General features: G+C 70.7%; 19 protein-coding genes and 3 pseudogenes. 10 read left to right on the forward strand and 12 right to left on the reverse strand.

Annotated elements, in window-relative coordinates:
- Positions 1–31: 31 nt before the first annotated feature.
- From LXT12_RS00505 to LXT12_RS00525, 5 genes and pseudogenes are all read left to right on the forward strand, one after another.
- Positions 32–346, forward strand: a pseudogene (locus LXT12_RS00505) (ATP-binding protein); the annotation flags it as partial.
- Between the two features lie 29 nt (positions 347–375).
- The gene (locus tag LXT12_RS27005; RefSeq protein ID WP_233388413.1) at positions 376–1,335 is read left to right on the forward strand and encodes a SpoIIE family protein phosphatase; all 960 of its coding nucleotides are present in this window, start codon (positions 376–378) and stop codon (positions 1,333–1,335) included.
- A 65-nt stretch (positions 1,336–1,400) separates the two neighbouring features.
- Positions 1,401–1,655 (forward strand): annotated as a pseudogene (locus tag LXT12_RS27105) (ATP-binding protein); the annotation flags it as partial.
- Between the two features lie 352 nt (positions 1,656–2,007).
- Positions 2,008–2,055 (forward strand): annotated as a pseudogene (locus LXT12_RS00520) (hypothetical protein); the annotation flags it as partial.
- Positions 2,056–2,107: 52 nt separating this feature from the next.
- Entirely contained in the window at positions 2,108–2,317 is a 210-nt protein-coding gene (locus LXT12_RS00525; protein WP_233388417.1) for a response regulator, read from the forward strand.
- A 21-nt stretch (positions 2,318–2,338) separates the two neighbouring features.
- On the opposite strand, the gene LXT12_RS00530 is transcribed toward LXT12_RS00525, so the two are convergent.
- The 7 genes from LXT12_RS00530 to LXT12_RS00560 all read right to left on the reverse strand — a co-directional run bounded on the left by LXT12_RS00530 (position 2,339) and on the right by LXT12_RS00560 (position 12,439).
- Positions 2,339–4,216, reverse strand: a complete 1,878-nt coding sequence (locus tag LXT12_RS00530; RefSeq protein WP_233388419.1) for a potassium transporter Kup — start codon at positions 4,214–4,216, stop codon at positions 2,339–2,341.
- A gap of 79 nt (positions 4,217–4,295) precedes the next feature.
- Positions 4,296–4,985 carry a response regulator gene (locus tag LXT12_RS00535; RefSeq protein WP_233388421.1) on the reverse strand — a complete coding sequence of 230 codons (690 nt, stop codon included), beginning with the start codon at positions 4,983–4,985 and terminating at the stop codon, positions 4,296–4,298.
- Positions 4,986–5,000: 15 nt separating this feature from the next.
- Entirely contained in the window at positions 5,001–7,676 is a 2,676-nt protein-coding gene (locus LXT12_RS00540) for a DUF4118 domain-containing protein (protein ID WP_233388423.1), read from the reverse strand.
- A gap of 117 nt (positions 7,677–7,793) precedes the next feature.
- On the reverse strand, positions 7,794–8,447 hold the full coding sequence (gene kdpC / locus LXT12_RS00545; RefSeq protein WP_233388425.1) for a potassium-transporting ATPase subunit KdpC: 654 nt from the start codon (positions 8,445–8,447) through the stop codon (positions 7,794–7,796).
- A 34-nt stretch (positions 8,448–8,481) separates the two neighbouring features.
- Positions 8,482–10,551 carry a potassium-transporting ATPase subunit KdpB gene (kdpB, locus tag LXT12_RS00550; protein ID WP_233388427.1) on the reverse strand — a complete coding sequence of 690 codons (2,070 nt, stop codon included), beginning with the start codon at positions 10,549–10,551 and terminating at the stop codon, positions 8,482–8,484.
- Positions 10,548–12,350, reverse strand: a complete 1,803-nt coding sequence (kdpA, locus tag LXT12_RS00555; RefSeq protein ID WP_233388429.1) for a potassium-transporting ATPase subunit KdpA — start codon at positions 12,348–12,350, stop codon at positions 10,548–10,550. Before kdpA ends, kdpB begins: the two co-directional genes overlap by 4 nt.
- A complete protein-coding gene (locus LXT12_RS00560; RefSeq protein WP_233388431.1) occupies positions 12,347–12,439 on the reverse strand; it encodes a K(+)-transporting ATPase subunit F in 93 nt (30 codons plus the stop codon). The genes kdpA and LXT12_RS00560 overlap by 4 nt, the downstream gene beginning before the upstream one ends.
- Positions 12,440–12,872: 433 nt before the next feature.
- On the opposite strand from LXT12_RS00560, the gene LXT12_RS00565 reads away from it, so the two are divergent.
- The gene (locus LXT12_RS00565) at positions 12,873–13,616 is read left to right on the forward strand and encodes a hypothetical protein (RefSeq protein ID WP_233388434.1); all 744 of its coding nucleotides are present in this window, start codon (positions 12,873–12,875) and stop codon (positions 13,614–13,616) included.
- A gap of 478 nt (positions 13,617–14,094) precedes the next feature.
- Here the strand turns inward: LXT12_RS00565 and LXT12_RS00570 are convergent, their stop codons facing one another.
- The 4 genes from LXT12_RS00570 to LXT12_RS00585 form a co-directional block, all read right to left on the reverse strand.
- Entirely contained in the window at positions 14,095–15,180 is a 1,086-nt protein-coding gene (locus LXT12_RS00570; RefSeq protein ID WP_233388435.1) for a lactonase family protein, read from the reverse strand.
- Positions 15,181–15,505: 325 nt separating this feature from the next.
- Positions 15,506–15,721 (reverse strand): zf-HC2 domain-containing protein, encoded by a 216-nt coding sequence (locus tag LXT12_RS00575; protein ID WP_233388437.1) that lies wholly within the window; start codon positions 15,719–15,721, stop codon positions 15,506–15,508.
- Positions 15,718–16,284 (reverse strand): sigma-70 family RNA polymerase sigma factor, encoded by a 567-nt coding sequence (locus tag LXT12_RS00580; RefSeq protein WP_233388439.1) that lies wholly within the window; start codon positions 16,282–16,284, stop codon positions 15,718–15,720. The genes LXT12_RS00575 and LXT12_RS00580 overlap by 4 nt, the downstream gene beginning before the upstream one ends.
- A gap of 99 nt (positions 16,285–16,383) precedes the next feature.
- Complete coding sequence (locus tag LXT12_RS00585; protein ID WP_233388442.1) at positions 16,384–17,301, reverse strand: LysR family transcriptional regulator; 918 nt, start codon at positions 17,299–17,301, stop codon at positions 16,384–16,386.
- Positions 17,302–17,417: 116 nt separating this feature from the next.
- Between LXT12_RS00585 and LXT12_RS00590 the strand changes: the two genes are divergently transcribed.
- From LXT12_RS00590 to LXT12_RS00605, 4 genes are all read left to right on the forward strand, one after another.
- Positions 17,418–18,737, forward strand: a complete 1,320-nt coding sequence (locus tag LXT12_RS00590; RefSeq protein WP_233388444.1) for an NAD(P)/FAD-dependent oxidoreductase — start codon at positions 17,418–17,420, stop codon at positions 18,735–18,737.
- Positions 18,738–18,749: 12 nt separating this feature from the next.
- Positions 18,750–19,532, forward strand: a complete 783-nt coding sequence (locus tag LXT12_RS00595; protein ID WP_233388446.1) for a 3-hydroxybutyrate dehydrogenase — start codon at positions 18,750–18,752, stop codon at positions 19,530–19,532.
- 94 nt (positions 19,533–19,626) lie between these two features.
- A complete protein-coding gene (locus LXT12_RS00600; RefSeq protein ID WP_233388448.1) occupies positions 19,627–20,757 on the forward strand; it encodes a patatin-like phospholipase family protein in 1,131 nt (376 codons plus the stop codon).
- Complete coding sequence (locus LXT12_RS00605; RefSeq protein ID WP_233388449.1) at positions 20,754–21,731, forward strand: YeeE/YedE thiosulfate transporter family protein; 978 nt, start codon at positions 20,754–20,756, stop codon at positions 21,729–21,731. The genes LXT12_RS00600 and LXT12_RS00605 overlap by 4 nt, the downstream gene beginning before the upstream one ends.
- Here the strand turns inward: LXT12_RS00605 and LXT12_RS00610 are convergent.
- Entirely contained in the window at positions 21,688–23,703 is a 2,016-nt protein-coding gene (locus tag LXT12_RS00610; RefSeq protein ID WP_233388450.1) for an ATP-binding protein, read from the reverse strand. The two genes, LXT12_RS00605 and LXT12_RS00610, sit on opposite strands and share 44 nt — an antisense overlap.
- Between the last annotated feature and the right edge of the window lie 80 nt (positions 23,704–23,783).

A 23,783-nucleotide genomic window follows, 5' to 3' on the forward strand; every position in this document is an offset into this window, starting at 1 on the left:
CTCGGAAGACGTGGTGCGCGTCCGGCAGCGGGTGCGCACCCTGGCCGTCGAGGCCGGGCTGAGCCTGGTCGACCAGACCAAGATCGTCACGGCGGCCAGCGAGATCGCCCGCAACACGCTGGACTACGGCGGCGGCGGCCATGTGGTGGCGGAGCTGATGCCGCCGCCGCGTCGCGGCGTGCGCCTGACCTTCGTCGACAACGGCCCGGGCATTCCCAACATCGACGAGGCGCTGCGCGACGGCTTCACCACCGGCAACGGCCTGGGCCTGGGCGGCGCCAAGCGGCTGTCCAGCGAATTCGCCATCGACTCCGCGCCGGGCCAGGGCACGCGCATCATGATCGCGCGCTGGAAATTAACTCCATCGAAGTCCTCGTGCCCGACCCGAGCGCCGTGTCGCTCGCCCGGCGCGAGGCCGCGGCCCTGGCTGCCCGACTGGGCATGGACGAGGTCGGCGCCGGCCAGGTGGCGCTGGTGGCCTCCGAGCTGGCGTCCAACCTCGTCAAGCACGGCGGCGGCGGGAGGCTGCTGCTGTCGGCCAGCGGCAGCGGCGTCGACCTGCTGGCGCTGGACACCGGCAAAGGCATGCCCGACGTGGCGGCCTGCATGGCCGACGGCTATTCGACGGCCGGCACGGCCGGCAACGGCCTGGGCGCGGCACGGCGCCTGTCCTCGCGCTTCGAGATCGCCAGCTGGCCTGGCCGCGGCAGCGCCGTGCAGGCCCACGTCGGCCCCGACGACGCGGCCGACGACACGACCGCCGCGGTGATGGTGACCAAGCCCGGCGAGGTCGCCTGCGGCGACGGCTGGGCCCTCCACGAAGGCGCCGCCCAGCGCACGCTGATGATGGTCGACGGCCTCGGCCACGGCACCGAGGCGGCCGTCGCGGCCCGCGAGGCCCTGGCCCTGTTCGCCAAATGGGGCGGCGAGCCACCGGCCGAGCTGGTGGCTCGCCTGCATCTGGGTCTGCGCCACACGCGCGGCGGCGCCGTCGCCGTAGCCCGCGTGCAGTGGGCCAGCCACACCATCGCCTTCGCGGGCCTGGGCAACATCGCCGCCGCCGTGGTGGCGCCGGACGGCTCGGCCCGGCGCATGGTGTCGCACAACGGCACGGCCGGCCACAACGCGCGCAAGATCCAGGCCTTCGACTACCCCTTCGGCCCGCAGTCCCTGCTCGTCATGCACACCGACGGCATGGGCGGGCACTGGAGCCTGCAAGGCTATCCCGGCCTGGCGCGCGCCCACCCAGCCCTGGTGGCCGGCGTGCTCTACCGCGACCAGGCGCGCGGGCGCGACGACACCACCGTCGTCGGCACCCGGCTGGAGCAGCCGTGAAGCGCCGGCTCGGCCAGCTGGCGGTCGCCTCGGGCGAGGACGTCGCCTCGGCGCGGCAGAAGATCATGCGCGTGGCCGAGCTGCTGGGGCTGGACAGCCAGGGGCAGACACGCATCGCCACGGCGGTGTCCGAGATCGCCCGCAACGCCTGCAACCACGCCGGCGGCGGCGAGGTACTGCTGGAGCTGGACGACGACGTCCTGCCCGGCCGCTTCGTCGTGACCGTGCAGGACCGCGGCCCCGGCATTGCCGACCTGGAGGCCGTGCTCAGCGGGCAGCGCAGCTTCGCGCCGGGCCGCGGCGCCGGCCTGGCCAGTGCGCGGCGGCTGGTCGACGAGTTCCACATCCAGTCCGCCGCCTCGGGCACGGCGGTGCGCCTGGCCCAGCGCCAGCACTGGCAAGCCTCGCCCCGCCTGCCCGCCTCGGTGGAGCAGGCCATCGCCCAGGTGCTCGACCGCGGCGGCGGCGACGCGCTGGCGGCGCTGCGCGAGCAGGACCGCGCCCTCCTCGACAACCTCGCCGAGCTGCAGGAACGCCAGCTCGAGGCCGACCGCCTCAGCCGCGAGCTGGAGGAGACCAACCGCGGCGTCGTGGCCCTTTACTCGGAGCTCGACCAAAAAGGCCGAGCAGCTGCGCGTCGTCAGCGACATGAAGTCGCGTTTCCTCTCGCACATGAGCCACGAGTTCCGCACGCCGCTGAACTCCATCCTCGCGCTGACCCGGCTGCTGCTGGACCGCGTGGACGGCGAGCTGAGCAGCGAGCAGGAACGGCATGCCCGGCATGTCGGGCCTGGAGCTCGCCCGGCGCACCTGCCACCTGCGGCCCGAGCTGCCCATCCTCTTCATCACCGCCTACGCGGACCGCGCCCTGCTGGCCTCGCAGTTCCCGCAGCACCGCGTGCTGGCCAAGCCCTTCAAGAGCGAGGACCTGTTCGCCGCCGTCGCCGAGCGCCTGCGCGCCGCCCGCGGCGACGGCGCCTGACGCGGGCGGGCGCCCCCAGCGTCAGATCTGCACGCGCGTTCCCAGCTCCACCACGGCGTTGTCCGGCAGCTTGAAGAAGCCCGCCACGCCGCTGGAGTTGCGGCTCAGGGCCGAGAACAGGCGTTCGCGCCAGTTGGCCATGCCGCCGCCCGGCGTGGGCACGACCGTCTCGCGGCTGAGGAAGTAGCTGGTCTCGAAGGGCTGGACGGCCAGGCCCTTGGGCCCGCACAGCGCCAGCGCCGCCGGCACGTCGGGCTCCTCCATGAAGCCGTAGTGGACGAGCACGCGCCAGAACCCCGGCGACAGGGCCGTGACCTCCACGCGCTCCGCCTCGTCCACCACCGGATGGTCGTGGAAGGCGACATTGAGGATGACGTTGGTCTCGTGCAGCACCTGGTTGTGCTTGAGGTTGTGCAGCAGCGCCTGGGGCACCAGCGTCGGGTCGGCCACGGCGTAGACCGCGGTGCGCCGGGCGCGGTGCGCCTCGTCGGGCGCCAGGCTCTCGATGAAGGGAAGCAGCTCCAGGCCGTCGCTGCGCAGGCTCGCCATCAGCAGCTTGCGGCCCCGCGCCCAGGTGCTCATCAGCACGAACAGCGCCAGGCCCAGGGCGAGCGGCAACCAGCCGCCATCGAAGAACTTGATGGCGCAGCCGGCCACGAGCAGGGCGTCCACCGCCAGGAAGAAGGTGGTGGCGGCCACGGCCAGAGGCGCCGGCAGACCCCAGCCGTCGCGGATGACGAAGAAGGTCAGCACCGTGGTGATCAGCATGGTCAGCGTCACCGCGATGCCGTAGGCCCCCGCCAGCGCCGACGAGCTGCCGAACACCAGCACCGCGCCGACGACGCCGGCCAGCAGCGCCCAGTTCACGGCGGGCACGTAGATCTGGCCCGATTCGCTGGCGGAGGTGTGGCGCATGCCCATGCGGGGCAGGAAGCCCAGCAGGACGGCCTGCCGGGTCATCGAGTAGGCGCCGGAGATGACGGCTTGCGACGCGATCACCGCGGCCAGCGCCGCAAGGCCCACCATGGGCAGCACCAGCGCGCCCGGGAAGAGGCGGAAGAAGGGGTTCTCGATGGCGCTCGCGTCGCCCATCAGCAGCGCCCCCTGGCCGAGATAGTTCAGGGCCAGGGCGGGAAAGACGAGGCCCGTCCAGGCCAGGCGGATGGGCCGGGCGCCGAAGTGGCCCATGTCGGCGTAGAGGGCCTCGGCGCCGGTCAGCGCTAGCACGATGGCGCCGACGGCGGCGAACAGATGCCAGCCGCGCTGGCTCAGGAAGGCCCAGGCCTCCAGCGGATTGAGCGCCGCGAGGATGCCGGGCTGCTGGGCGATGTGGGCGGCGCCGCTGGCCGCCAGCACGGCGAACCACAGCACGATGACGGGACCGAACACCTTGCCCACGGCCGCCGTCCCGAAGCGCTGCACGAGGAACAGGCCCAGCAGGATGGCCGTCGAGATGGGCAGCACATAGGGCTTGAGCGTCGGCGTCGCGACCTCCAGGCCCTCGATCGCGCCCATCACCGAGATGGCCGGCGTGATGACGCTGTCGCCGTAGAACAGCGTCGCCCCGAACAGGCCCAGCAGCAGCAGTGCGTTGCGCAGCCGGGGCCGCTGCTGCACGGCATGCGCCGCCAGCGCGGTCAGTGCCAGCGCGCCGCCTTCGCCACGGTTGTCGGCGCGCAGGATGAGGACGACGTACTTGAGCGTCACGACGAACATCAGCGCCCAGACGATCACCGAGGTCGCGCCGATGAGGTTGTGGGTGTTCAGCGCCACGCCCGTGGCCGGCAGGAACACTTCCTTGAGCGTGTACAGGGGGCTGGTGCCGATGTCGCCGTAGACGACGCCGATGGCTCCGAGCGTGAGGGCGGCCAGGCCGCTCCTTGAGGTCTCGCGGTTCATGCGGTGCTTTCCTGAGGAGGAAAGCCGCAGTGTCCGGTGGCCGTATCAAGATCGCATAAAGATGCGATGCAGCGCAGGCTCAGTCGTGCAATTTGAGCCGGTAACCCACGCCGGCCTCGGTGATCAGCCAGCGCGGGCGGTTGGGGTCGGCCTCGATCTTCTTGCGCAGATTGGCCATGTGGACCCGCACGTAGTGGAGGTCGTCGACATGGTCCGGCCCCCACACCGCCTTCAGCAGGTGCTGGTGGGTCAGCACGCGGCCGGGCGCCCCGCAGAACTCCTGCAGCAGCCGATACTCGATGGGCGTGAGGTGCAGGCGCTGGCCGCCCCGGCTGACCTCGCGCCGGGCGCGGTCCATGACGATGTCGCCGAAGCTCAGCACCGGCTCGCCGTCCTGGCTGCCGCCACGGCGGCGCAGCTGCACCCGCACCCGCGCCAGCAACTCGGCCACGCCGAAGGGCTTGACGAGGTAGTCGTCGGCACCGGCATCCAGGGCCTGCACCTTGCGGTCCTCGCCCTCCCGCGCCGACAGCACCAGGATGGGTGCGCTCGACCAGCCGCGGAACTCGCGGATGAAGTCCAGCCCGTCCCCGTCGGGCAGGCCGAGGTCGAGCACCACCAGTTCGGGCCGGCGCGTGGCCGAGTCGATCAGGCCGCGCTGCAACGTCGCCGCCTCGAAGACCTCCAGGCCCTCGCTCTGCAGCGCCATCCGCACGAAACGCCGGATCTCCGGCTCGTCCTCGACCATCAGCACACGCGCCGCACCCATGGGTGGCTCCTCCAACTACGCCGGCGGCTCGCCGAGGGGCAACTCGACCCTCACGCAAGCACCGCCATGGGCGGCATTGTGGGCGCTGATCCGCCCACCATGCGCCTCGACGATGGCCTTGCAGATGGCCAGCCCCAGCCCGACGCCAGGCGTGGCGCTCTCGCGGTCGCCGCGCTCGAACTTGTCGAACAGCCGCGCCTCGCGGCCGACGGGAAAGCCCGGCCCCGCATCGACCACGTCGATCTCGAGGTGGCGCCCCGCCACCCGGGCCTGGATGCCCACCGGCCCGCCCGGCGGGGTGTACTTGGCCGCGTTCTCCAGCAGGTTGACGAGCACGCGCTCGATCAGCACGGCGTCGATCTCCACCAGCGGCAGCTCGGCGGGCAGGTCGACCGTCACCTCGCGGCCGGCGAGCACCTCGTCGAGGCCGGCGAGCGCGCTGCCCACCACCTCCTGCAGCGGCAGCCAGTGACGGTTCAACTGCACGGCACCGGACTGCAGCCGGGCCATGTCCAGCAGATTGGCCACCAGGGCGCTCATGCGCAGGGAGGAGCGGCGCATGGCCTCGGCCACCTCGGCCTGCTGCGGGCTCAGGGCCGGCGGGGCCAGCCTGAGCGCGTCCGCCAGGCCGACCAGCGCCGCCAGCGGCGTGCGCAGGTCGTGGGAGATCGCCGTCAGCAGCGAATTGCGCAGGCGCTCGGACTCGATCTGCAGCGTGCTCTGGTGGGCCACCTCGATGTAGTGGATGCGCTCCAGCGAGATGGCCAGCAAGGCAGCGCAGGTGTCGAGCAGCTCGCGCTCGTCCGGCAGCCAGCGCCGTCCCTGGCCGTCGACGGCGAGCACGCCGCGCAGCCGCATGGGCGCCTTCAACGGCAGCATCAGGCAGGCGCTGGCCGGCAGCGTGTCCGTGCCCGAGCCGGCGGGCTGGCCGTGGTCGAAGGCCCACTGGGCGACGCCGAGGTCCGGCTCGGCGGTGGCCCCGGGCAGGACGGCCAGCACGTCCCGCCCGGCCGTGGGCACCAGCGGCGGTGCCAGCACGGCCGAGGCGATGCCGAACTCGGCACGCAGGAAGCGCGCCGCGATCTCCGCGACCTGTGCGGGCACGAGGGCCGCTCCGAGGTCGCGCGACATGGCGTACAGGCCGCGCACCCGCCGCTCGCGCTCCTGGGCCGCCCGGGCCTGGGCCTGCAGCACCGCGGCGAGCTGGCCGACGACCAGGCCCACCACCAGCAGCACGGCGAAGGTCACCAGGTACTGGGCGTCGCCGACCGCGAAGGACCAGCGCGGCTCGATGAAGAAGAAGTCGAACGCCGCCACGCCCAGCAAGGCCGTCAGCGCGGCCGGCGCGCGGCCGAACCTCAGCGCGACGCCCACCACGTTGAGCAGGTAGAGCATCGCGATGTTGGTGGGCGCCATGAAACCCAGCAGGGCATGGGCCAGCAGGGAGGTCAGGCCGACGCCCGCCAGCGAGGCCGCATAGCCGCGCAGGGCATGCGGCGCCAGCAGGCCGCGCGCCTGCAGCACCGGCGCCTCGGGCTCGCGCCGGGCCACGGGCAGGGCCACCTGCAGCACGTCCATGTCCTCGGCCTGCCGGCTCAGCGCTTCGGCCAGCGCCTGGCGGCCCGGCCAGCGCCAGGCGCTTTCGCGCCGGCCGACGACGAGGCGCGACAGGTTGTGCTCGCGCGCATAACCCACCAACGCAGGGGCGACCTCCGGTGCCGAGAGCACGGCCGTGCGCGCGCCCAGGGACTTGGCCAGCTCCAGCGTCCTTTGCACCGTCTGCCGCGCCGCCTCGCCCAGCCCGCGGGCCGTCTCGACGTGCACGGCGTGCCACTCCAGGCCGAGCTGCTGGGCCAGCCGCGCGGCGCTGCGCACCACCTTGTCGCTCGCCGCGCCCGGGCCGACACAGGCGAGCAGGGACTCGCGGTTGGGCCAGACCGCCGCCGCGCTGTGCTCACGCCGGTAGGCCTGCATCTGGTCGTCCACCCGGTCGGCCGTGCGCCGCAGGGCCAGTTCGCGCAGCGCCAGCAGATTGCCCTTGCGGAAGAAGTTGGCCGCCGCGCGCTCCGCCTGGGCGGGCAGGTAGACCTTGCCCTCCTTCAGGCGCTGCAGCAGCTCGTCGGGCGGCAGGTCGACGACGACGACCTCGTCGGCCTCGTCGAACACCCGGTCCGGCAGCGTCTCCTGCACGCGGATGCCTGTGATGCCGCCGACGACGTCGTTCAGGCTCTCGAGGTGCTGCACGTTCAGCGTGGTCCAGACCTCGATGCCGGCTTCGCGCAGCTCCTGCGCGTCCTGCCAGCGCTTGGTGTGGCGGGAGCCCGGCGCATTGCTGTGGGCCAGCTCGTCCAGCAGCAGCACGCCGCCGGGTTCGGCCTGCCCCCAGGCCAGCGCGGCGTCGAGGTCGAACTCGCGCAGGGCCCGGCCGCGGTGGGGCACTTCCCTGAGCGGCAGGCGCGCGAGGTCGCGGGCGATGGCCTCGGTGTCGGCGCGGCCGTGCGTCTCGATGACGCCGATGCGCACCGGGCGGCCCTGCTGCTTGGCCGCATGCGCCGCGGCCAGCATGGCGAAGGTCTTGCCGACGCCGGCGTTCGCGCCGAAGAAGATCTTCAGCCGGCCGCGCCGGGCTGCGGCCTCCTCCTGCTGCACCTTGGCCAGCAGGGCGTCGGGGTCGGGGCGGGTGTCAGTCACGGCGGGGTTCGATCACGGGTGGAGAAATGCAACCACAGAGGCACGGAGCCACAGAGATAAAAGCTCCGTGTTTCCTCTGTGCCTCCGTGCCTCTGTGGTTGCCTTTAAGGTTTCACTTCAAGGAGTGGATGAGTTTCGCCTGCCGGCGGCCGGCGGCGCCAAGGCGTCCAGGGCGAGGTTGAGCCGGAGCACGTTCACGCGAGGCTCGCCGATGAAGCCGAGCGCCCGGCCCTCGGTGTAGCGCTCCACGAGGGCCTGCACCTGGGCCGGCGGCAGGCCGCGCACGCGCGCGACGCGGGCCGCCTGGTAGTCGGCCGCGGCGCGGCTGATGTGCGGGTCCAGGCCGCTGGCGGAGGTGGTGACCAGGTCGACCGGCACCGGCGCCGCGTTGCCGGGGTCCGCCGCGCGCAGCGCCGCGATGCGCGCCTTCACGGCGTCGGCCAGCGCGGGCGCGGTGGGCGCGAGGTTGCTGCCTCCCGAGTTGGCGGCGTTGTAGGGCATAGGGCCGGTGGCCGACGGGCGGCTCCAGAAGTGGCCGGGGTCGGTGAAGGCCTGGCCGATCAGCGCCGAACCAACCGCCTTGCCGTCACGCACGATGAGGCTGCCGTTGGCTTGCTCGGGGAACAGCGTCTGCGCGATGCCGGTGACGGCCAGCGGATAGACCAGGCCCGTCACCAGGCTCAGCAGGGCGAAGAGGGTCAGCGCGGGGCGCCACAGCGGAACGTCCGCGGGCGCCACGGTGGCGGCGGGAACGGGAGGCGAGGTGGACATGATGGAACTCCGAGGATGGGCTGCGGCCGGGGCTTCAGGCCAGGCCAAGCGCGCCGAGGATGAGGTCGATGAGCTTGATGCCGATGAAGGGCACGACGACGCCGCCCAGGCCGTAGACGAGGAGGTTGCGGCGCAGCAGGGCCGCGGCGCCGATGGCGCGGTAGCGCACGCCCTTGAGCGCCAGCGGGATCAGCACGACGATGATCAGCGCGTTGAAGACGACGGCGGACAGGATGGCCGAGTTCGGGCTCTGCAGCCGCATCACGTTCAGCGCGGCCAGCTGCGGGTAGGTCGACACGAAGGCCGCCGGCAGCACGGCGAAGTACTTGGCCAGGTCGTTGGCGATGGAGAAGGTCGTCAACGAACCGCGCGTCATCAGCATCTGCTTGCCAGTCTCCACGACCTCGATGAGCTTGGTCGGATTGCTGTCGAGGTCAACCATGTTGCCGGCCTCCTTGGCGGCCTGGGTGCCGGTGTTCATCGCCACGGCCACGTCGGCCTGGGCGAGCGCCGGCGCGTCGTTGGTGCCGTCGCCCGTCATGGCCACGAGGCGGCCCTGGGCCTGGTGCTCGCGGATCAGCGTCAGCTTGGCCTCGGGCGTGGCCTCGGCGAGGAAGTCATCCACACCGGCCTCGGCGGCGATGGCCGCCGCCGTGAGGCGGTTGTCGCCGGTGACCATCACCGTCTTGATGCCCATGCGGCGCAGTTGCGCGAAGCGCTCCTTGATGCCCGGCTTGACGATGTCCTTCAGCTCGACGACGCCCAGCACCTGCACGCCGTCGGCCACCACCAGGGGCGTGCTGCCGCGGCGCGCGGCCTCGTCCACCGCCGCCTGCACGCTGGCCGGCCAGCGTCCGCCCAGGGCTTCCACGTGGCTGCGCACGGCGCTGCCGGCCCCCTTGCGGATCAGGCGGCTGCCCAGGTCCACCCCGCTCATGCGCGTCTGCGCCGTGAAGGGCACGAACACGCCCTGCTCTGCCGGCGCGGCCTTGCTGCCGAACTTGCGGTCGGCCAGCGCCACGATGCTGCGGCCCTCGGGCGTTTCGTCGGCCAGCGATGCCAGGCGAGCCGCGTCGGCCAGTTGGGCCTCGCTGGTGCCGTCCACGGGCCAGAAGGCGTCGGCCTGGCGGTTGCCGAGGGTGATGGTGCCGGTCTTGTCGAGCAGCAGCACGTCCACGTCGCCGGCGGCCTCCACGGCGCGGCCCGAGGTCGCGATGACGTTGGCCTGCAGCATGCGGCTCATGCCGGCCACGCCCACGGCCGACAGCAGGCCCGCGATGGTCGTCGGGATCAGGCACACCAGGAGGGCGACGAGCACCACGATGCCCACGGGTCGGCCGGAGCCCGCCACCGCCACGCTGAACTGCGAGAACGGCAGCAGCGTGGCACAGACGCCGAGGAAAACCAGCGTCAGCGCGACGAGCAGGATGGTCAGCGCGATCTCGTTGGGCGTGCGCTTGCGCTGGGCGCCCTCGACCATGGCGATCATGCGGTCGACGAAGGTCTCGCCCGGGTTGACGGCGACACGGGCGACGACCCAGTCCGACAGCACGCGGGTGCCGCCGGTCAACGCGGAGAAGTCGCCACCGCTCTCGCGGATGACGGGTGCGGACTCGCCGGTGATGGCGCTCTCGTCCACGGACGCCACGCCCTCGACGACCTCGGCATCGGCCGGCACGACGTCGTGGGCCTCGATGAAAACGACCTCGCCCTTGCGCAGGGTGCTGGCCTCGCGCGGATGCCACTTGAGCCCCTCGCGGCCCATGCCGGGCTTCCAGGCATCGACGACCTTGGCCCAGGTCTCCTTCTTGAGGCCGCGCAGCGAAGCGGCCTGGGCCTTGCTCCGGCCCTCGGCCAGGGCCTCGGCGAAGTTGGCGAACAGCACGGTGAACCACAGCCACACGGTGACGGCGATGACGAAGCCGTCGGGCCGCGCCACCGACAGCGCCGTGGTCAACAGGCTGCCGAGGTAGACGACGAACATCACCGGGTTGCGCAGCTGGGTGCGCGGGTCCAGCTTGCGGAAGGCGTCGACCAGGGCCGAGCGGGTCAGCGCCGGGTCGAACAGCGAGAAGCCCTTGCGGGACAAGGATTCGCGACTCATGCCGCCCCCCACAGGATCAGGTGCTCGACGACAGGCCCCAGGGCCAGCGCCGGCACATAGTTCAGAAGGCCGACCAGCAGCACCACGCCGATCAGCAACACGACGAAGAGCGGGCCATGCGTGGGCAGCGTGCCCTCCCCCGGCGCCAGGCGCTTCTTGGCGGCCAGAGACCCGGCCATGGCCAGCACCGGCACGATGACGCCGAAGCGGCCGATCCACATGACCAGGGCCAGCAGCAGGTTGTAGAAGGGCGTGTTGGCCGACAGGCCGGCGAAGGCGCTGCCGTTGTTGTTGCCGGCCGAGGACAGCGCGTACAGCACCTCGCTGAAGCCATGCGCGCCGGGCGCGGCGATGCCCGCCCTGCCCGGCTCCACGGCGACGGCGATGGCCGTGCCCACGAGCACCGCCAGCGGCGTCAGCAGGATGGCCAGCGACGCCATCTTCATCTCGTGGGCCTCGATCTTCTTGCCCAGGTATTCCGGCGTGCGGCCGATCATCAGGCCGGCGACGAAGACGGCGAGGACGGCGAACACCAGCATGCCGTACAGGCCCGCGCCGACGCCGCCGAAGACCACCTCGCCCAGCTGGATCATGACCAGGGGCACGGCGCCGCCCAAAGGCGTGAAGCTGTCGTGCATCGCGTTGACCGCACCGCAGCTGGCCGAGGTCGTGATGACGGCGAACAGGCTGGACGCGTTGATGCCGAAGCGAGCCTCCTTGCCCTCCATGTTGCCGCCCGGCTGGGTGGCGCTCGCCTGGTCGTCCACGCCCAGGGCGGCCAGGCGCGGGTTGCCCGCCTGCTCGGCCGCCGTGGCCACGGCGACGGCGACGGCGAACATCGCCGTCATCGCCCCCAGCAGCGCCCAGCCCTGGCGCATGTCGCCCACCTGCCGCCCCATGACGAAGCACAGCGCCGCCGGGATCAGGAAGATGGACAGCATCTGCAGCGCGTTGGTCGCCGCGGTCGGGTTCTCGAAGGGGTGGGCCGAGTTCGCGTTGAAGAAGCCGCCGCCGTTGGTGCCCAGCATCTTGATGGCGAGCTGGGAGGCGACCGGGCCCAGGGCGATGCTCTGGCTCTGGCCGCTCCTGTCCTCCACGACGGGCTGGCCGTCCGCGCCCTTGACGGGCTGGCCCTCCGCGTCCACCTTGGGCTCCTGCCAGCTCTGGGCCTCGACCGTGGTCACGTCCTGGTAGGGCTTGAACGTCTGCACGACACCCATGCCCGCAAGGACCAGGGCGAACACGAAGGACAGCGGCAGCAGCACCCACAGCGTGGCGCGGACCAAGTCCGCCCACACGTTGCCGATGGCCTGCCCCGAGTGGCGCGCGAAGCCGCGCAGCAGCGCGACGACGACGGCGATGCCGGTGGCAGCGGACAGGAAGTTCTGCACCGTCAACGCGAGCATCTGGGTCAGATAGCTCATGGTCGTCTCGCCGCCGTAGCCCTGCCAGTTCGTGTTGGTCACGAAGCTCACCGCCGTGTTGAAGGCGGAATCCGGCGCGACCGGCCCCAGGCCCTGCGGGTTCAGCGGCAGCCACTGCTGCAGGCGCTGCAGCGCATACACGGCCAGCACGCCCAGCGCATTGAAGACCAGCAGGCCCAGCGCATAACGCAGCCACCCCTGCTCGGCATCGGCATCGGCATCGACGCCGGCCCGCTTCAGCAGCCCCCGCTCGACACGACGCAGCCATCGAACACGGCCATCCATGACCGCGTGCATCCACCGCGCCAGCGGCCATGCCAGCGCCAGCAGGACGACGAGGAAGGCGACCAGTTGAATCCAGGCCGAGGCATTCACGTCAGGTCCTCCGGGAACAGCAGGGCCCAGAACAGGTAGGCCACGAGCACCCCCACCAGTCCGGCCGACACCCAATCAAAAGCACTCATGCGCGGCCTCCACTGCGTTGACCGCGAAGCCGCTCGCAGCCCCAGGCCGCCAGCGCCGTCACGAGAACCAGGGCAGCGCCCAGGCCCGGAAACACGATGTCCATGACACCTCCTTCGATGGGAGGCATTCTTGAAAACCGGGCGTCAAAACGCCGACAAGATTCGCGCCGCCCTTATCAAGAACGCATCAAGGCCCGACGCGCCATCCCGCGCACGGGCCGCGCGCCTGCCTCGCCGGAACCCTGGGGGCATGGGCTGCGCCGTGAACGGCGTGCGGCGGGCTCAGGACGCAACCCACCATGCCGGCAGGCGGCTCGGTCTTCCCTGGGGCACAAAGCCCGTTGCTCAACGATGAGCGCCTTGGCCGGACCGCCTCCGCCGCAACTCGAACGGTTGTTGGAACTTGGAGTCCGCGTTCGCAGGGAAGCCGCTCTTGGACCTGGAGCACCTGCCCACGAACATGGAGCTCTGGGGATCGGGCATGCTGCCCGACTTCTGGCGCTACCAAGTCGAGTCGAAGATTCGCGACTTTGACCTCGGTGCCGCAGGTATATCTCACGAGAACATCGCCTGCTGGCTGATGGTCGAGGTTCTTCGGCTCGGCTACCCAGGCAGCAACCAGTGCGCTCTTAAGACGGACCGCGCCATCAGCGGCGAGTTCGGGAACGGTCGCAGCCGCAAAGGGTACGCCGACCGACTCGGCAAGAAGTATTACTGGACACTGCTTCATCGACTGCTGGGCGTGCTGGCCGACAACGTGCAGCCTAAGCCTTCCTACTCGGGTCGCAAGGCCGGCCCGGCACACTTGTGGTCTGTCGATGTCCGCAAGGCCGACTTGACCGATGTCCGGGACATCACCCCGCCGCGAGACTATCCCGACGAGGTCATCCAAGGGCCAAGGTACGCCTTCCCTGACAGGACGGGCGACGTCAAACAGTGGGTGCGGACCGACGACTTCACGCCACATGGCGACTGCATCGTTCGTACCTCGAACGACGGCGCAGAGTGGGTGGCGCTGTCGCTGAGCGCCAGGGATAGCGACGAGCCACCAGGGGAAGCGACGCAATGGCCTGTTCGTCCGACGCGACGCGCTGAACGGCTATCTGGAAGCGACCCAGCGCACATTGGTCTACCGCCGATTCGCCAATCGCGGGTTGTTCTCGCAGGGCGGTCGTGATGGCTCCCAGATTGACCTCTTCACTTGGATGACCTATTTGCCATCAGGCTTGCCTCAGGTGCTGAGCGAGACAAAGCGTCCGTTCAACTGTTGATCGCGCCGTTCCGGCCGGGAGTCGGACGGCTGCAATGGGTCGGCACCGCAAGTTCAGGTCGGAGAGAAGCAGTCCTCGGAGCGGCACTGAGGGCTTGCTTGAGTCCAACGACCGCTGCACCTCGTACTGCTGACCTTCCGTGCTGTTCGCGGTCGCCGGGCCAAGCGACCGCTTGATGCCAGTCCGCGTGAGTTCGGCCTTTACGCCCGAGTGACCGACAACGCTGCAAAGCCGTCCTCCCGAGCCAGGCGTTCCGGGCTGGAGGTCCGGCGGAGGCCTGAGCACCACGGCGGCTGCTGAGCAGGCCGCATTGGCTCCCGTCCGCCGCTTCAGCCCCGGCTCTCAGGCCGGCCATCTCCGCCGGCGCCGAGTCCCCGCAAGCGCTTACTGGCTGAACGCCACACCGTTGAAGCTCGCGATGCCGATGGCAGGCGTGCTGGCGGTCGGCGTGAGGTCGCCGTAGGCGTCGATCGCGTAGGCCGCGATGTGGGCGCCATCCGCGGCGGTGTAGATCACCGCGAGCCACTTGCCGTCGGGGGAGATGGTGAGGTCGGTGGGCGCACCGGGCAGCGGTACCGACTTGTAGAAGCTGCCACCCACGCCGTCGCTGAAGAAGATCGAGATCGCCTTGGCCGGTGTGTTGCCGGAGTACCAGAGGTTGCCCGGGCCCTTGACGAGCCAGCACGGGGCGTTGCCGTTGGGGAAGGCGGGCGTCGGGCCGGCGATGGGGTAGACCATGCGGTCGCTGTTCACCAGGGCCAGGCTGTTGGGGCTGTGGGCGGGATTGAAGCCCAGCATGTCGCCCCAGAAGGCGGCGCCCAGCGGCGTGTCGTTGGCACCGGCGGGCAGGGCGACCACGGTGCCGGTACCGGCAAGGGCCCCGTGCTTGTTCAACGGCAGCTGCATGATCGAGCCCGACTTCATCGTCACGGCCGCCCAGCTGCGCCCGGCCACGACCTGCGCCGCCGACGCGTTGGGGAGCGACACCGCCGCGCCATCCAGCTTGCCCGACGGCCAGTCGTGAGCCTCGACGCAGTTGGCGCCAGCGACAAGAAGGTGGTCATGCTTCAGTGCGACGGAGACCGGCTTGGTGCAGCCTGATGCAAGGCCGATGCTGCGGCCGACGTAGACGAAGTCGCCCAGGCGCACCAGTTGGGTCACCGTGTTCGACCCGTAGTTGGCAACCGCCCCGACCCCGTCGTGGAACTGCACCAGGCCGGCATTGCCGCCGGCACCACCAGCGCCGCCGGTGGCGAGTGAGGTCACGTATTGCAGCGAGGGCGCAGCGCCGGTGTCCAGCCGGAAGACGACGATGTTGTTGGAGGTCGCGTTGTTGGTGCTCGTCACCAGCAAGGTGGCGCGGCCCAGGCCGTGATCGCGGTCGTCGTGCGCGGCGGCGAGGGAAGGGCCGGTGGCGAGTGCGGTGGCGAACAACGCGCCGACGACGGTGGAGACGAAAGACTTCTGCATGTCCATGAGAGTTCCTCGGTGAGCAATGGGCCAGGCCCGGTGGATGCGCGCGCTTTCGAGTCCTGTGGCCGAAGGCGCTGGGCTTGGTCTGCCGACGGGCCTGGTCCTTACGAGGCGCGTCGCCCCCTGAACCGGTGACGCACGTCGATGTAAGGCGCCAGCACCTCTGGCGACCACGTGGGCGCCCGTTGGGACGAGCTCGCAGGCGCGGGGCTTCCGCGCGGCCCGCGCAGGCCGCAGGTCCGGCCGCTACGGCCGCCTGCGCCTTTGCATGCCCCAGGGCCTGTTCCCACGACGGCAGGGGTCGCCGTCGTGTGAACAGGCCCTAGTCGGGGAAGGCCTCGTCATCTGCGGTCTCGCTGTGCTTGCGCCAGGCTCGTGTCGCGCGGCGCATGAGGTTCAGCTGAGAAACGAAGCGCTGGCAGGCGAAGCAGATCTTCACGTGGACTTGCAGCGCCAGGCGCTCCGCGGTCGGCAGTTCGTGGTCTTCGTCTTCGAGCAGCAGGCGCGCGGCCTCGCGACAGGTCAGGGTGTTCTTCATGAGGCGGCTGCCTCCGCCTTGTCGAACCAGCGCAGCTGCAGGCAATCCCGCAGCCTCAGGCGCGCACGATGCAGCAGCACCCACAGGTTGGCCGACGTGATGGCCAGCTCGCGGCAGATCTCATCGGACTCCAGTTCCAGCCACTCGCGCATCATGAAGACGCGGGCCTGCGTGGGCGGCAAGTGCTCGCAGCAGAGCTGCAGCACCTCGAAGAACTGCTTCTGGCAACAGGCGGCGTCGGGGTCGCCCCAGTCGCGCGGCGCCTCGCGCCAGTGGCCATCGGCTTGAAACAGGTCGTCGAAGAGGTCTTCGCCGTCCTCGCCGACGAGCACGGTCGCCTCGCGGGTGTTGCGACGCAGCTGGTCCACGAGCTTGTGCTTCAGGATGCCGATGAGCCAGGTCTTGAGCTGGGACTGGCCGCTGAAGGACTGCGGGCGCTCCAGCGCGGCGAGCAGGCATTCGGACACGGCGTCCTCGGCCCATGCATCGTTCCTCAACTGAGCCCGCGCAAACCTCATCAAGTGGGGGCGCAAGCCTTCGACCTGGCGCGCAAAGTCGGTCATGGTGTCCCATGGCAGTCGCGATGGCCCAGTTTACAAAGCGCCAGCTTGCCGGCAGCTTGCCCAGCGATCAAGCAGCAGCCGATGGCTGGCTCCAGGGGGTCACCCCGGCAGGCCCTCGTCCCAGCCGTGGTTCACCAGTGAGTCGATGACGGCCTGCTGGGCCGCACTGGTGGGCCGCTCGGCCTGGGTCAGCACGCTGACCTCCCGCACGATGGGCACGTCCGACATGGTCACATACGCCAGCCGGGCGGCCCGGGCGATGGAGATGGGCATGAAGGCCACGCCGAAATTGGCGCGCACCAGGGCCTGTATCCAGTCCTCGCGGGAGGACTGCTGCACCACCTCCAGCCGCACGCCGCGGTCGCGCAGCAGCCGCTCGATGTAGGTCGAGAACTCGCACATCACGCGCTCGCAATAGCGCTCGCGGTTGAGTTCGGCCATCTCCACGCTGGTGCGGCCGCTGAAGCGGTGGTCGTCGCCGATGGCCAGCACATAGTCTTCGCGGAACAGGGGCGTGGCGGCGAAGCGCTTGGGCATCTCGTAGGGCGAGCACATGATGCCCAGGTCGACGTCGCCCTGGTCCAGCGCATCGGTCAGCGCCTCCAGGTTGCCCTCCCGAAAGCTCAATTCCACCTCGGTGCGGCCCTCCTGGCTTTCGACAAAGCCCGGCAGGACCTGGTGGAAGTCGATGGTGCACATGACGCCCACGCGCACCACCTTGCGCTGCATGCGCATGAGGCGCCGGGCCTCTTCTCGGGCGTGGTTGGCCGTCTCGTAGATGTGGCGGAAGTTGGGCAGCATGCCCAGGCCCAGTTCGGTGAGCTGCACCGAGTTCTTGGTGCGGTCGAACAGCCGCCCGCCGATCGCCTCCTCCAGCCGCTGTATGGCTTTGGTCAGCGCGGGCTGAGACACGAAGGACCGCTCCGATGCGCGCGTGAAGTTCAGCGTGTCGGCCACGGCCAGGAAATAGCGGATCTGGTAGAGCTCCATGCGCACCTGCGTCGCGGCCGGAGGCAAAACCTTTCAGTGAAAAAGCACGCCGCCGATAACCGCCGCCGATGGCGCGATGAATTGTTGCGATTTCCGCGTTGGAGGCCCGATTCCTAAGCTTCTCCCCATTGCCGAGAAGCCCAATGAACACCTCCACCCCGCCCTCCACGCCGCCGCTGAAGACCATCGTGATCGCCGGCGGCGGCTTTGCCGGCACCACCCTGGCCCGCGCGCTGGAAGCGCCGCTGCCGCCGGGCTGGCAACTCGTGTTGCTGAGTGAGGAGAGCTACACCACCTTCAACCCCATGCTGGCCGAGGTGGTGGGCGCGGCCGTGTTCCCCGAGCACGTCATCGCCCCCATCCGCGAGATGCTGGCGGTCACGCGCTTCATCATGGGCCGGCTGGAGCGGGTCGACCACGAGGCCAGGACGCTGAGCTGCTCCACGTTGGCCGGGCCGCTCGAGATGCGCTTCGACCACCTGGTGCTGGCCTTCGGCCAACGCGCCAACCTCGACATCATCCCGGGCCTGGCAGATCACGCGCTGCCGCTGAAGCTGGTGGGCGACGCGATGCACATCCGCAACCGGCTGCTGCAACGCCTGGCCCACATCGAGCTGAGCGCCGACAAGGCGCAACGGCGCACGCTGGGTCACTTCGTCGTCATCGGCGGCGGCTTCTCCGGCGTGGAAGTGGCCGGTGCGGTCATCGACTTCATCCGCAGCGCGCACCGCTGCTACCCCCGTGTGAAGGCTCGCGAGCTGCGCGTCACGCTGCTGCACGACGGCGAGCGCCTGCTGCCCGAGTTGCCTGCGGCCCTGGGCGCCGCCGCCGCGAAGTCCCTGGCCGAGCGCGGCGTGGACGTGCGCCTGGGTGCCCGCGCCGCCCGGGTGCACGCCGACGGCGTGGACCTGGCCGACGGCACTCGCGTGGCCTCGGCCACCGTGGTCTGCACCATCGGTGCGCGCGCCAATCCGCTGGTGGAGCGCCTGGGCGTGCAGACGCTGCGAGGCCGCATCGTGACCGACCCCGATGGCCAGGTATCCGGGCGCCCCGGCCTGTGGGCCCTCGGCGACTGCGCCGCCACGCTCAATCTGGCGAGCGGCCAGCCGAGTCCGCCTACCGCGCAGTTCGCGGTGGCCCAGGCTCGGCAGCTGGCGCGCAACCTGCTGCGCCACATCGCGGGCGAATCCACCCGCCCCTTCCACCATGTGTCGCGCGGAATGATGGCCACGACCGGCCACCACCGCGGCGTGGCCCAGGTCTTCGGCATCAAGCTCGCCGGGCTGCCGGCCTGGCTGCTGTGGCGCGCCTACTACCTGATGCGCATGCCCACCTTGGGCCGCAAGGTGCGCATCTGGGTGGAGTGGACCTGGAGCCTCTTCTTTCCCGCCGACGTCACCCACCTGCGCTTCACGCGCACGACGGACGTTGAAACGCCGCCGGCCCGACCCACGCAACCCTAGGAGCACCCCACCATGTTCATCGGCAAGACCGCCCTCGTCACGGGCTCGACCTCAGGCATCGGCCTGGGCATCGCGCGCACGCTGGCCGCTCAGGGCGCCAACATCATCCTCAACGGCTTTGGCGACGCAGCCGCGATCGCACGGTTGCGCGACGAACTCGCCGAGCAATACGACGTGCAGGTGCGCTACGACGGCGCCGACATGAGCCGCCCGGAAGCCATCGAGGACATGATGGGCAAGGCCCTGTCCGAGTTCGGCTGCATCGACCTGCTCGTCAACAACGCCGGCATCCAGCACGTCGCGCCGGTGGACGAGTTCCCCGTCGACAAGTGGTACGCCATCCTGGCCATCAACCTGTCGGCGAGCTTCCACACCACGCGGCTGGCACTGCCGGCGATGAAGAAGAAGGGGTTCGGGCGCATCGTCAACATCGCCTCGGCCCACGCGCTGGTGGCCAGCCCCTACAAGTCCGCCTACGTGACGGCCAAGCACGGCGTGGCCGGCTTCACCAAGACCGTGGCGCTGGAGGTGGCCGAAGGCGGCATCACCGTCAACGCCGTCTGCCCCGGCTACGTGCTGACACCGCTGGTGGAACAGCAGATCCCCGACACCGCCAAGGCCCGCGGCATCACGCCCGACGAGGTGGTGCGCAACGTGCTGCTGGCGGCGCAGCCCACCAAGAAGTTCGTCACCGTGGAGCAGGTGGCGGCCCTCACCGCCTTCCTCTGCTCCGACGACGCCGCGTCCATCACCGGCGCCATCCTGCCCCTCGAAGGCGGCTGGACGGCGCAGTGAACCCGGGCCCAGCCCACCCACGACGGAAAAGATGATGTAAGGCCACGGCCATCATCCACGACCCTTGCCTCACCGAACCCGAACGAGACAGCCGATGAATACCACCGCCACCTCCGCTCGCAAAGCCCGCACTGCATCGCCCCCGGGCCTGCCCGGCCAGGTGGTGCTGGTGCTGCAAGGCGGCGGGGCGCTGGGCGCCTACCAGGTGGGCGTGTACGAGGCGCTGCACGACGCCGGCATCGAGCCCGACTGGGTCATCGGCACGTCCATCGGTGCCATCAACGCGGCCCTGATCGCCGGCAACCCACCCGAGCGCCGCATGGACAGGCTCAACGCCTTCTGGCGGCATGTGGAGCAGCCGGTCACCACCGCCGGCCCGCTGGACTGGCTGGGCATGGGCAACTGGGTGGCCAACATGACGACGGTGATGCGCGGCATCCCGGCCTTCTTCGAGCCCAGCATGGCGGCGCTTCGCGGCATGCGGGCCAACCTGGGCGTGGAATCCGCCGCCTACTACAGCACCGAGCCGCTGCGCGGGACACTGGCTGAACTCGTCGACTTCGAGAGCCTGCAAGACGGCCCCACGCGTCTGACCGTGGGCGCCGTCAACGCCTGCAGCGGTGCCATGCGCTACTTCGACAGCCAGTACGAGCCCCTGTGCGTGGAGCACGTGATGGCCTCGGGCGCCCTGCCGCCGGCTTTCCCGGCGGTGCGCATCGAAGGCGAGCCGTACTGGGACGGGGGCCTGTACTCCAACACACCCATCGAGGCCGTGCTGGACGACCGGCGCCGCCGCGACTCGCTGATCTTCGCCGTCAACGTGTGGCACCAGACGGCGCCCGAGCCCGAGTCCATCTGGCAGGTGCTGGGCCGGCAAAAGGACATCCAGTACGCCAGCCGCGCCGACAGCCATATCGCGCGGCAGAAGCAGATCCACCGCCTGCGCCACGTCATCCGCCAGCTCACGCAGCAGCTGCCGGCGAGCAAGCAGGCCGACCCGGCCATCAAGGAACTCGCCTCCTGGGGCTGCGGCACCACCATGCACGTGGCCCACCTGCTCGCCCCCCGCCTGGAGGGGGAAGACCACACCAAGGACATCGACTTCACGCCGGCCGGCGTCAAGGCGCGCCGCGAGGCCGGCTATGCCGACACGCTGCGCATGATCGAACGCTCGCCCTGGCGCGAACCCACCGACCCCATTGAGGGTGTCGTCGAGCACGTATGACGGCCGCCTGGTTCACCGCCCTGGTGTGTGTGGGCGCCATGGGCTACGCCATCCAGCGCGGCGGCACCTGCATGGTGGCCGCGGTGGAAGAGGTGCTCAACGCCAGACGTGCCCACCGCCTGGCCGCCATGCTGGAGGCTTCGCTGTGGGTCGCCGGTGGCCTGTCCCTGGCGCAGCTTTTCCATCTGGCGGGCAGCATGCCGCCCGGCTTCGCGGCAAGCGCATGGTCGGTGGTGGGCGGAGCCTTGCTGGGCCTGGGTGCCTGGGTCAACCAGGCCTGTGTGTTCGGTGCCATCGCCCGTCTGGGCTCGGGCGACTGGGCCTACATCGCCACGCCCATCGGCTTCTATGCCGGCTGCCTCAGCGCGCAGGCCCTGTTCGCCCGGCCGGCTGCGATGGCATTGGCCCACGCCTCGCCAGTGGAAGGTAGCGCCGCCCTGCTGGCGCCGCTGTTCGTGGCCTACGCCTGCTGGCGGCTGTGGCCGGCGCTCGCACTCCTGCGGCAGCCAGGCCGGCTGCAGGTCCTGGCGCAGAAAGTCTGGTCGCCCCATGCGGCGACCATCGTCATCGGCGCCACCTTCGTCATCACGCTGTTGTCCGCCGGCCCCTGGGCCTACACCGATGTGCTGGCCAACCTGGCAAGGGCGCAGGACCGGCCGGGATGGCTGCCACTCTTCCTTCTGGCGACGCTGTACCTTGGGGCTCTGCTCGGCGGTCTCACCGCCGGACGTTGGCGCTCGACACGGCCCGCGTCCGCAAAACTGCTGCGTTGCCTCGGGGGTGGCGTATTGATGGCCTGGGGCAGCCTGCTGATCCCCGGCTCCAACGACGGCCTCATCCTCATCGGCATTCCCACCTTGCGTCCCTATGCATGGTTGGCCTTCGTGAGCATGTTCCTCGTCATCGCCTTGGCCATGGTCATGGCGGGCGTCAGGCCGCGGTCACGCCGCCGGCCGGCTCCTGCAGGGCCGTGAGCAGCCGGGCCGACTCGTAGGGCTTGCGCAGCACCGTGAAACCCTGCGCGCGGGCATCCGCTGCCGCCGAGCTGTAGCCCGTGGCCAGCACGATGCGCAGCGACGGCAGGCGCTGGCGGGCCAGCTGCGCCAGGCCCAGGCCGTCCATGCCGCCCGGCATGACGATGTCGGACACCAGCATGTCGGGGCGCAGGCCGCCGTCGAGCAGGGCCACGGCCTGAGCCGCGCTGGCCGCCGTGCGCGCCGCGAGGCCGGCCTGCTGCAGCAGGGCCGAAGTGGCCTCCAGCACGTCCGGGTTGTCGTCCACCAGCAGCACCACGCTGCCCGGCGAGGGCGCCGTGGCGGCCGACGGCTCGTCGGGCCCGGACTCGGTGGCGACGGCATGGCGGGGGAAGCTCATGCGCACCGTCGTCCCGCGGCCCACCAGGCTGTCGATGACGATCTCGCCGCCGCTGCCGCGCACGAAGGCATAGACCTGGGACAGCCCCAGCCCGCTGCCCTTGCCCGGCTCCTTGGTGGTGAAGAAAGGCTCGAACACCCGTTCGAGGGTCGCCGCCGGGATGCCCTGGCCTTCATCCTGGATTTCCACGCACACCTGCTCGCCCCGGACGCCCTCGGCCGCCTGGTTGGCGACGCGCACCGTCACGCGCCCGCCGGGCGGCGTGGCGTCGCGGGCATTGGTGAGCAGGTTGGCCAGGGCGATGTCGAGTTCGGTCGGGTCGACAAACACCGGCCAGGCGGCGGCGGGCAGGTCCAGCCGCACCTCCAGCCGGTCTCCCAGTACGGGCTTGAAGCCTTCCAGGAAGGCCGGCAGGCTGCGCTGCAGCCAGACGGTGCGCGACTGCAGCTGGCGGCGGCCGGAGAACAGCAGCAGCTGGCGCGTCAGGTTCTCGGCCTTGCGGACGTTGCGCTGGATGACGGCCACGTCCGCCTCGACGACGTCGCCCACACGGCGGCGCATCAGCTCGGCGCGGATGCCCACGACCTGCATGAAGTTGTTGATGTCGTGGGCCAGGCCCGCCGCCAGCTGGCCCACGGCCTCGAGCTTCTGCGACTGCACCAGCATGCGCTCGGCCCGCTCGCGGTGCTGGATCTCGGCCTGCAGGGCGTCGGTGCGTTCGCTCAGCTCGACGACGGCGGTGCTCAGGCGCGACTGCAGCTCGCGGATGTGCGAGGCCAGCAGCACCAGCACGATGGCGCTGGCCAGCAGCCCCTCGGCCCGCGCGCCGTACCAGGCCACCGTGTAGCGACCGCCGCTGTAGGTGCTCAGCCAGATGCCCGCCGTCTCCGACACCAGCACCAGCATCAGCCACACGTACAGGGCCCGCCAGGTCAGGCCGTGCCGATAGATCAGGGCCAGGGTGACACCCGACACGACGGCACCCGCGTAGGCACCCGCCGAACTGAGCAGGCTGAACTGCGGGCCGAGCGGCCCGGGCACCAGAGACGGCACCTCCGCGGCCGCCAACGCCGCCAGCAGGCTGACCGCCGCCACGCCCACCGCCATCAGGGCCGGCGGCGCCTCGCGCCTGGCGGCCCCTGCCGCCGCCGATCCGGGCACGCGGATCTCGCAGCACACCGCCCAGAGGATGAAGGCGGGGAAGCCGGTGCGCCAGGCGATGAACAGCCAGCTCGCGACGTTGCCGTTGCCCAGGATCGACTCCTCCTGGAGAAGCGCGCCCGGGAAGGTCAGCACGTGCAGCACTGCCATGAGCCCCGCGTAGAGGTAGGCCGCCGCCACGACGCGCAAGGGCCGCGACGGCCGCTGCGAGGACAGCAGCAGCCAGAAGGTGGCCAGGTCGATCATGGCGGCGCTGGCACCGTAGATGCCCGCGATGTGGGGCATGGACTCCAGGCGCCGCGAGGCCACCGGCAGGGCCAGCAGCACCGACAGGCCGACACCCAGGCACAGCAGCGCCACGGTGCGCCGCTGACGTGCCGTGGCCTCCTGGTGGGCGACGTCGAAGATCATGTCTTGCCTCTCGGGGCGTGTGGCTCGGTCAGTCCGATTGTGCGGTCAGCGGCGAGTGCTGAAACGGCGGCATTGCGGGC

This window comes from Pelomonas caseinilytica, from assembly GCF_021353235.1.
Classification (GTDB): domain Bacteria; phylum Pseudomonadota; class Gammaproteobacteria; order Burkholderiales; family Burkholderiaceae_C; genus Pelomonas; species Pelomonas caseinilytica.

Bases quoted from the DNA above. Each gene is read 5' to 3' on its own strand.
- LXT12_RS00525 (WP_233388417.1), top strand. From the start codon at position 2,108: ATGCCCGGCATGTCGGGCCTGGAGCTCGCCCGGCGCACCTGCCACCTG.
- LXT12_RS00610 (WP_233388450.1), bottom strand. From the start codon at position 23,703: ATGATCTTCGACGTCGCCCACCAGGAGGCCACGGCACGTCAGCGGCGC.
- LXT12_RS00605 (WP_233388449.1), top strand. From the start codon at position 20,754: ATGACGGCCGCCTGGTTCACCGCCCTGGTGTGTGTGGGCGCCATGGGC.
- LXT12_RS00530 (WP_233388419.1), bottom strand. From the start codon at position 4,216: ATGAACCGCGAGACCTCAAGGAGCGGCCTGGCCGCCCTCACGCTCGGA.
- kdpC (WP_233388425.1), bottom strand. From the start codon at position 8,447: ATGTCCACCTCGCCTCCCGTTCCCGCCGCCACCGTGGCGCCCGCGGAC.
- LXT12_RS00590 (WP_233388444.1), top strand. From the start codon at position 17,418: ATGAACACCTCCACCCCGCCCTCCACGCCGCCGCTGAAGACCATCGTG.
- LXT12_RS00560 (WP_233388431.1), bottom strand. From the start codon at position 12,439: ATGAGTGCTTTTGATTGGGTGTCGGCCGGACTGGTGGGGGTGCTCGTG.
- LXT12_RS00570 (WP_233388435.1), bottom strand. From the start codon at position 15,180: ATGCAGAAGTCTTTCGTCTCCACCGTCGTCGGCGCGTTGTTCGCCACC.
- LXT12_RS00575 (WP_233388437.1), bottom strand. From the start codon at position 15,721: ATGAAGAACACCCTGACCTGTCGCGAGGCCGCGCGCCTGCTGCTCGAA.
- LXT12_RS00600 (WP_233388448.1), top strand. From the start codon at position 19,627: ATGAATACCACCGCCACCTCCGCTCGCAAAGCCCGCACTGCATCGCCC.
- LXT12_RS00595 (WP_233388446.1), top strand. From the start codon at position 18,750: ATGTTCATCGGCAAGACCGCCCTCGTCACGGGCTCGACCTCAGGCATC.
- LXT12_RS00535 (WP_233388421.1), bottom strand. From the start codon at position 4,985: ATGGGTGCGGCGCGTGTGCTGATGGTCGAGGACGAGCCGGAGATCCGG.
- LXT12_RS00580 (WP_233388439.1), bottom strand. From the start codon at position 16,284: ATGACCGACTTTGCGCGCCAGGTCGAAGGCTTGCGCCCCCACTTGATG.
- kdpB (WP_233388427.1), bottom strand. From the start codon at position 10,551: ATGAGTCGCGAATCCTTGTCCCGCAAGGGCTTCTCGCTGTTCGACCCG.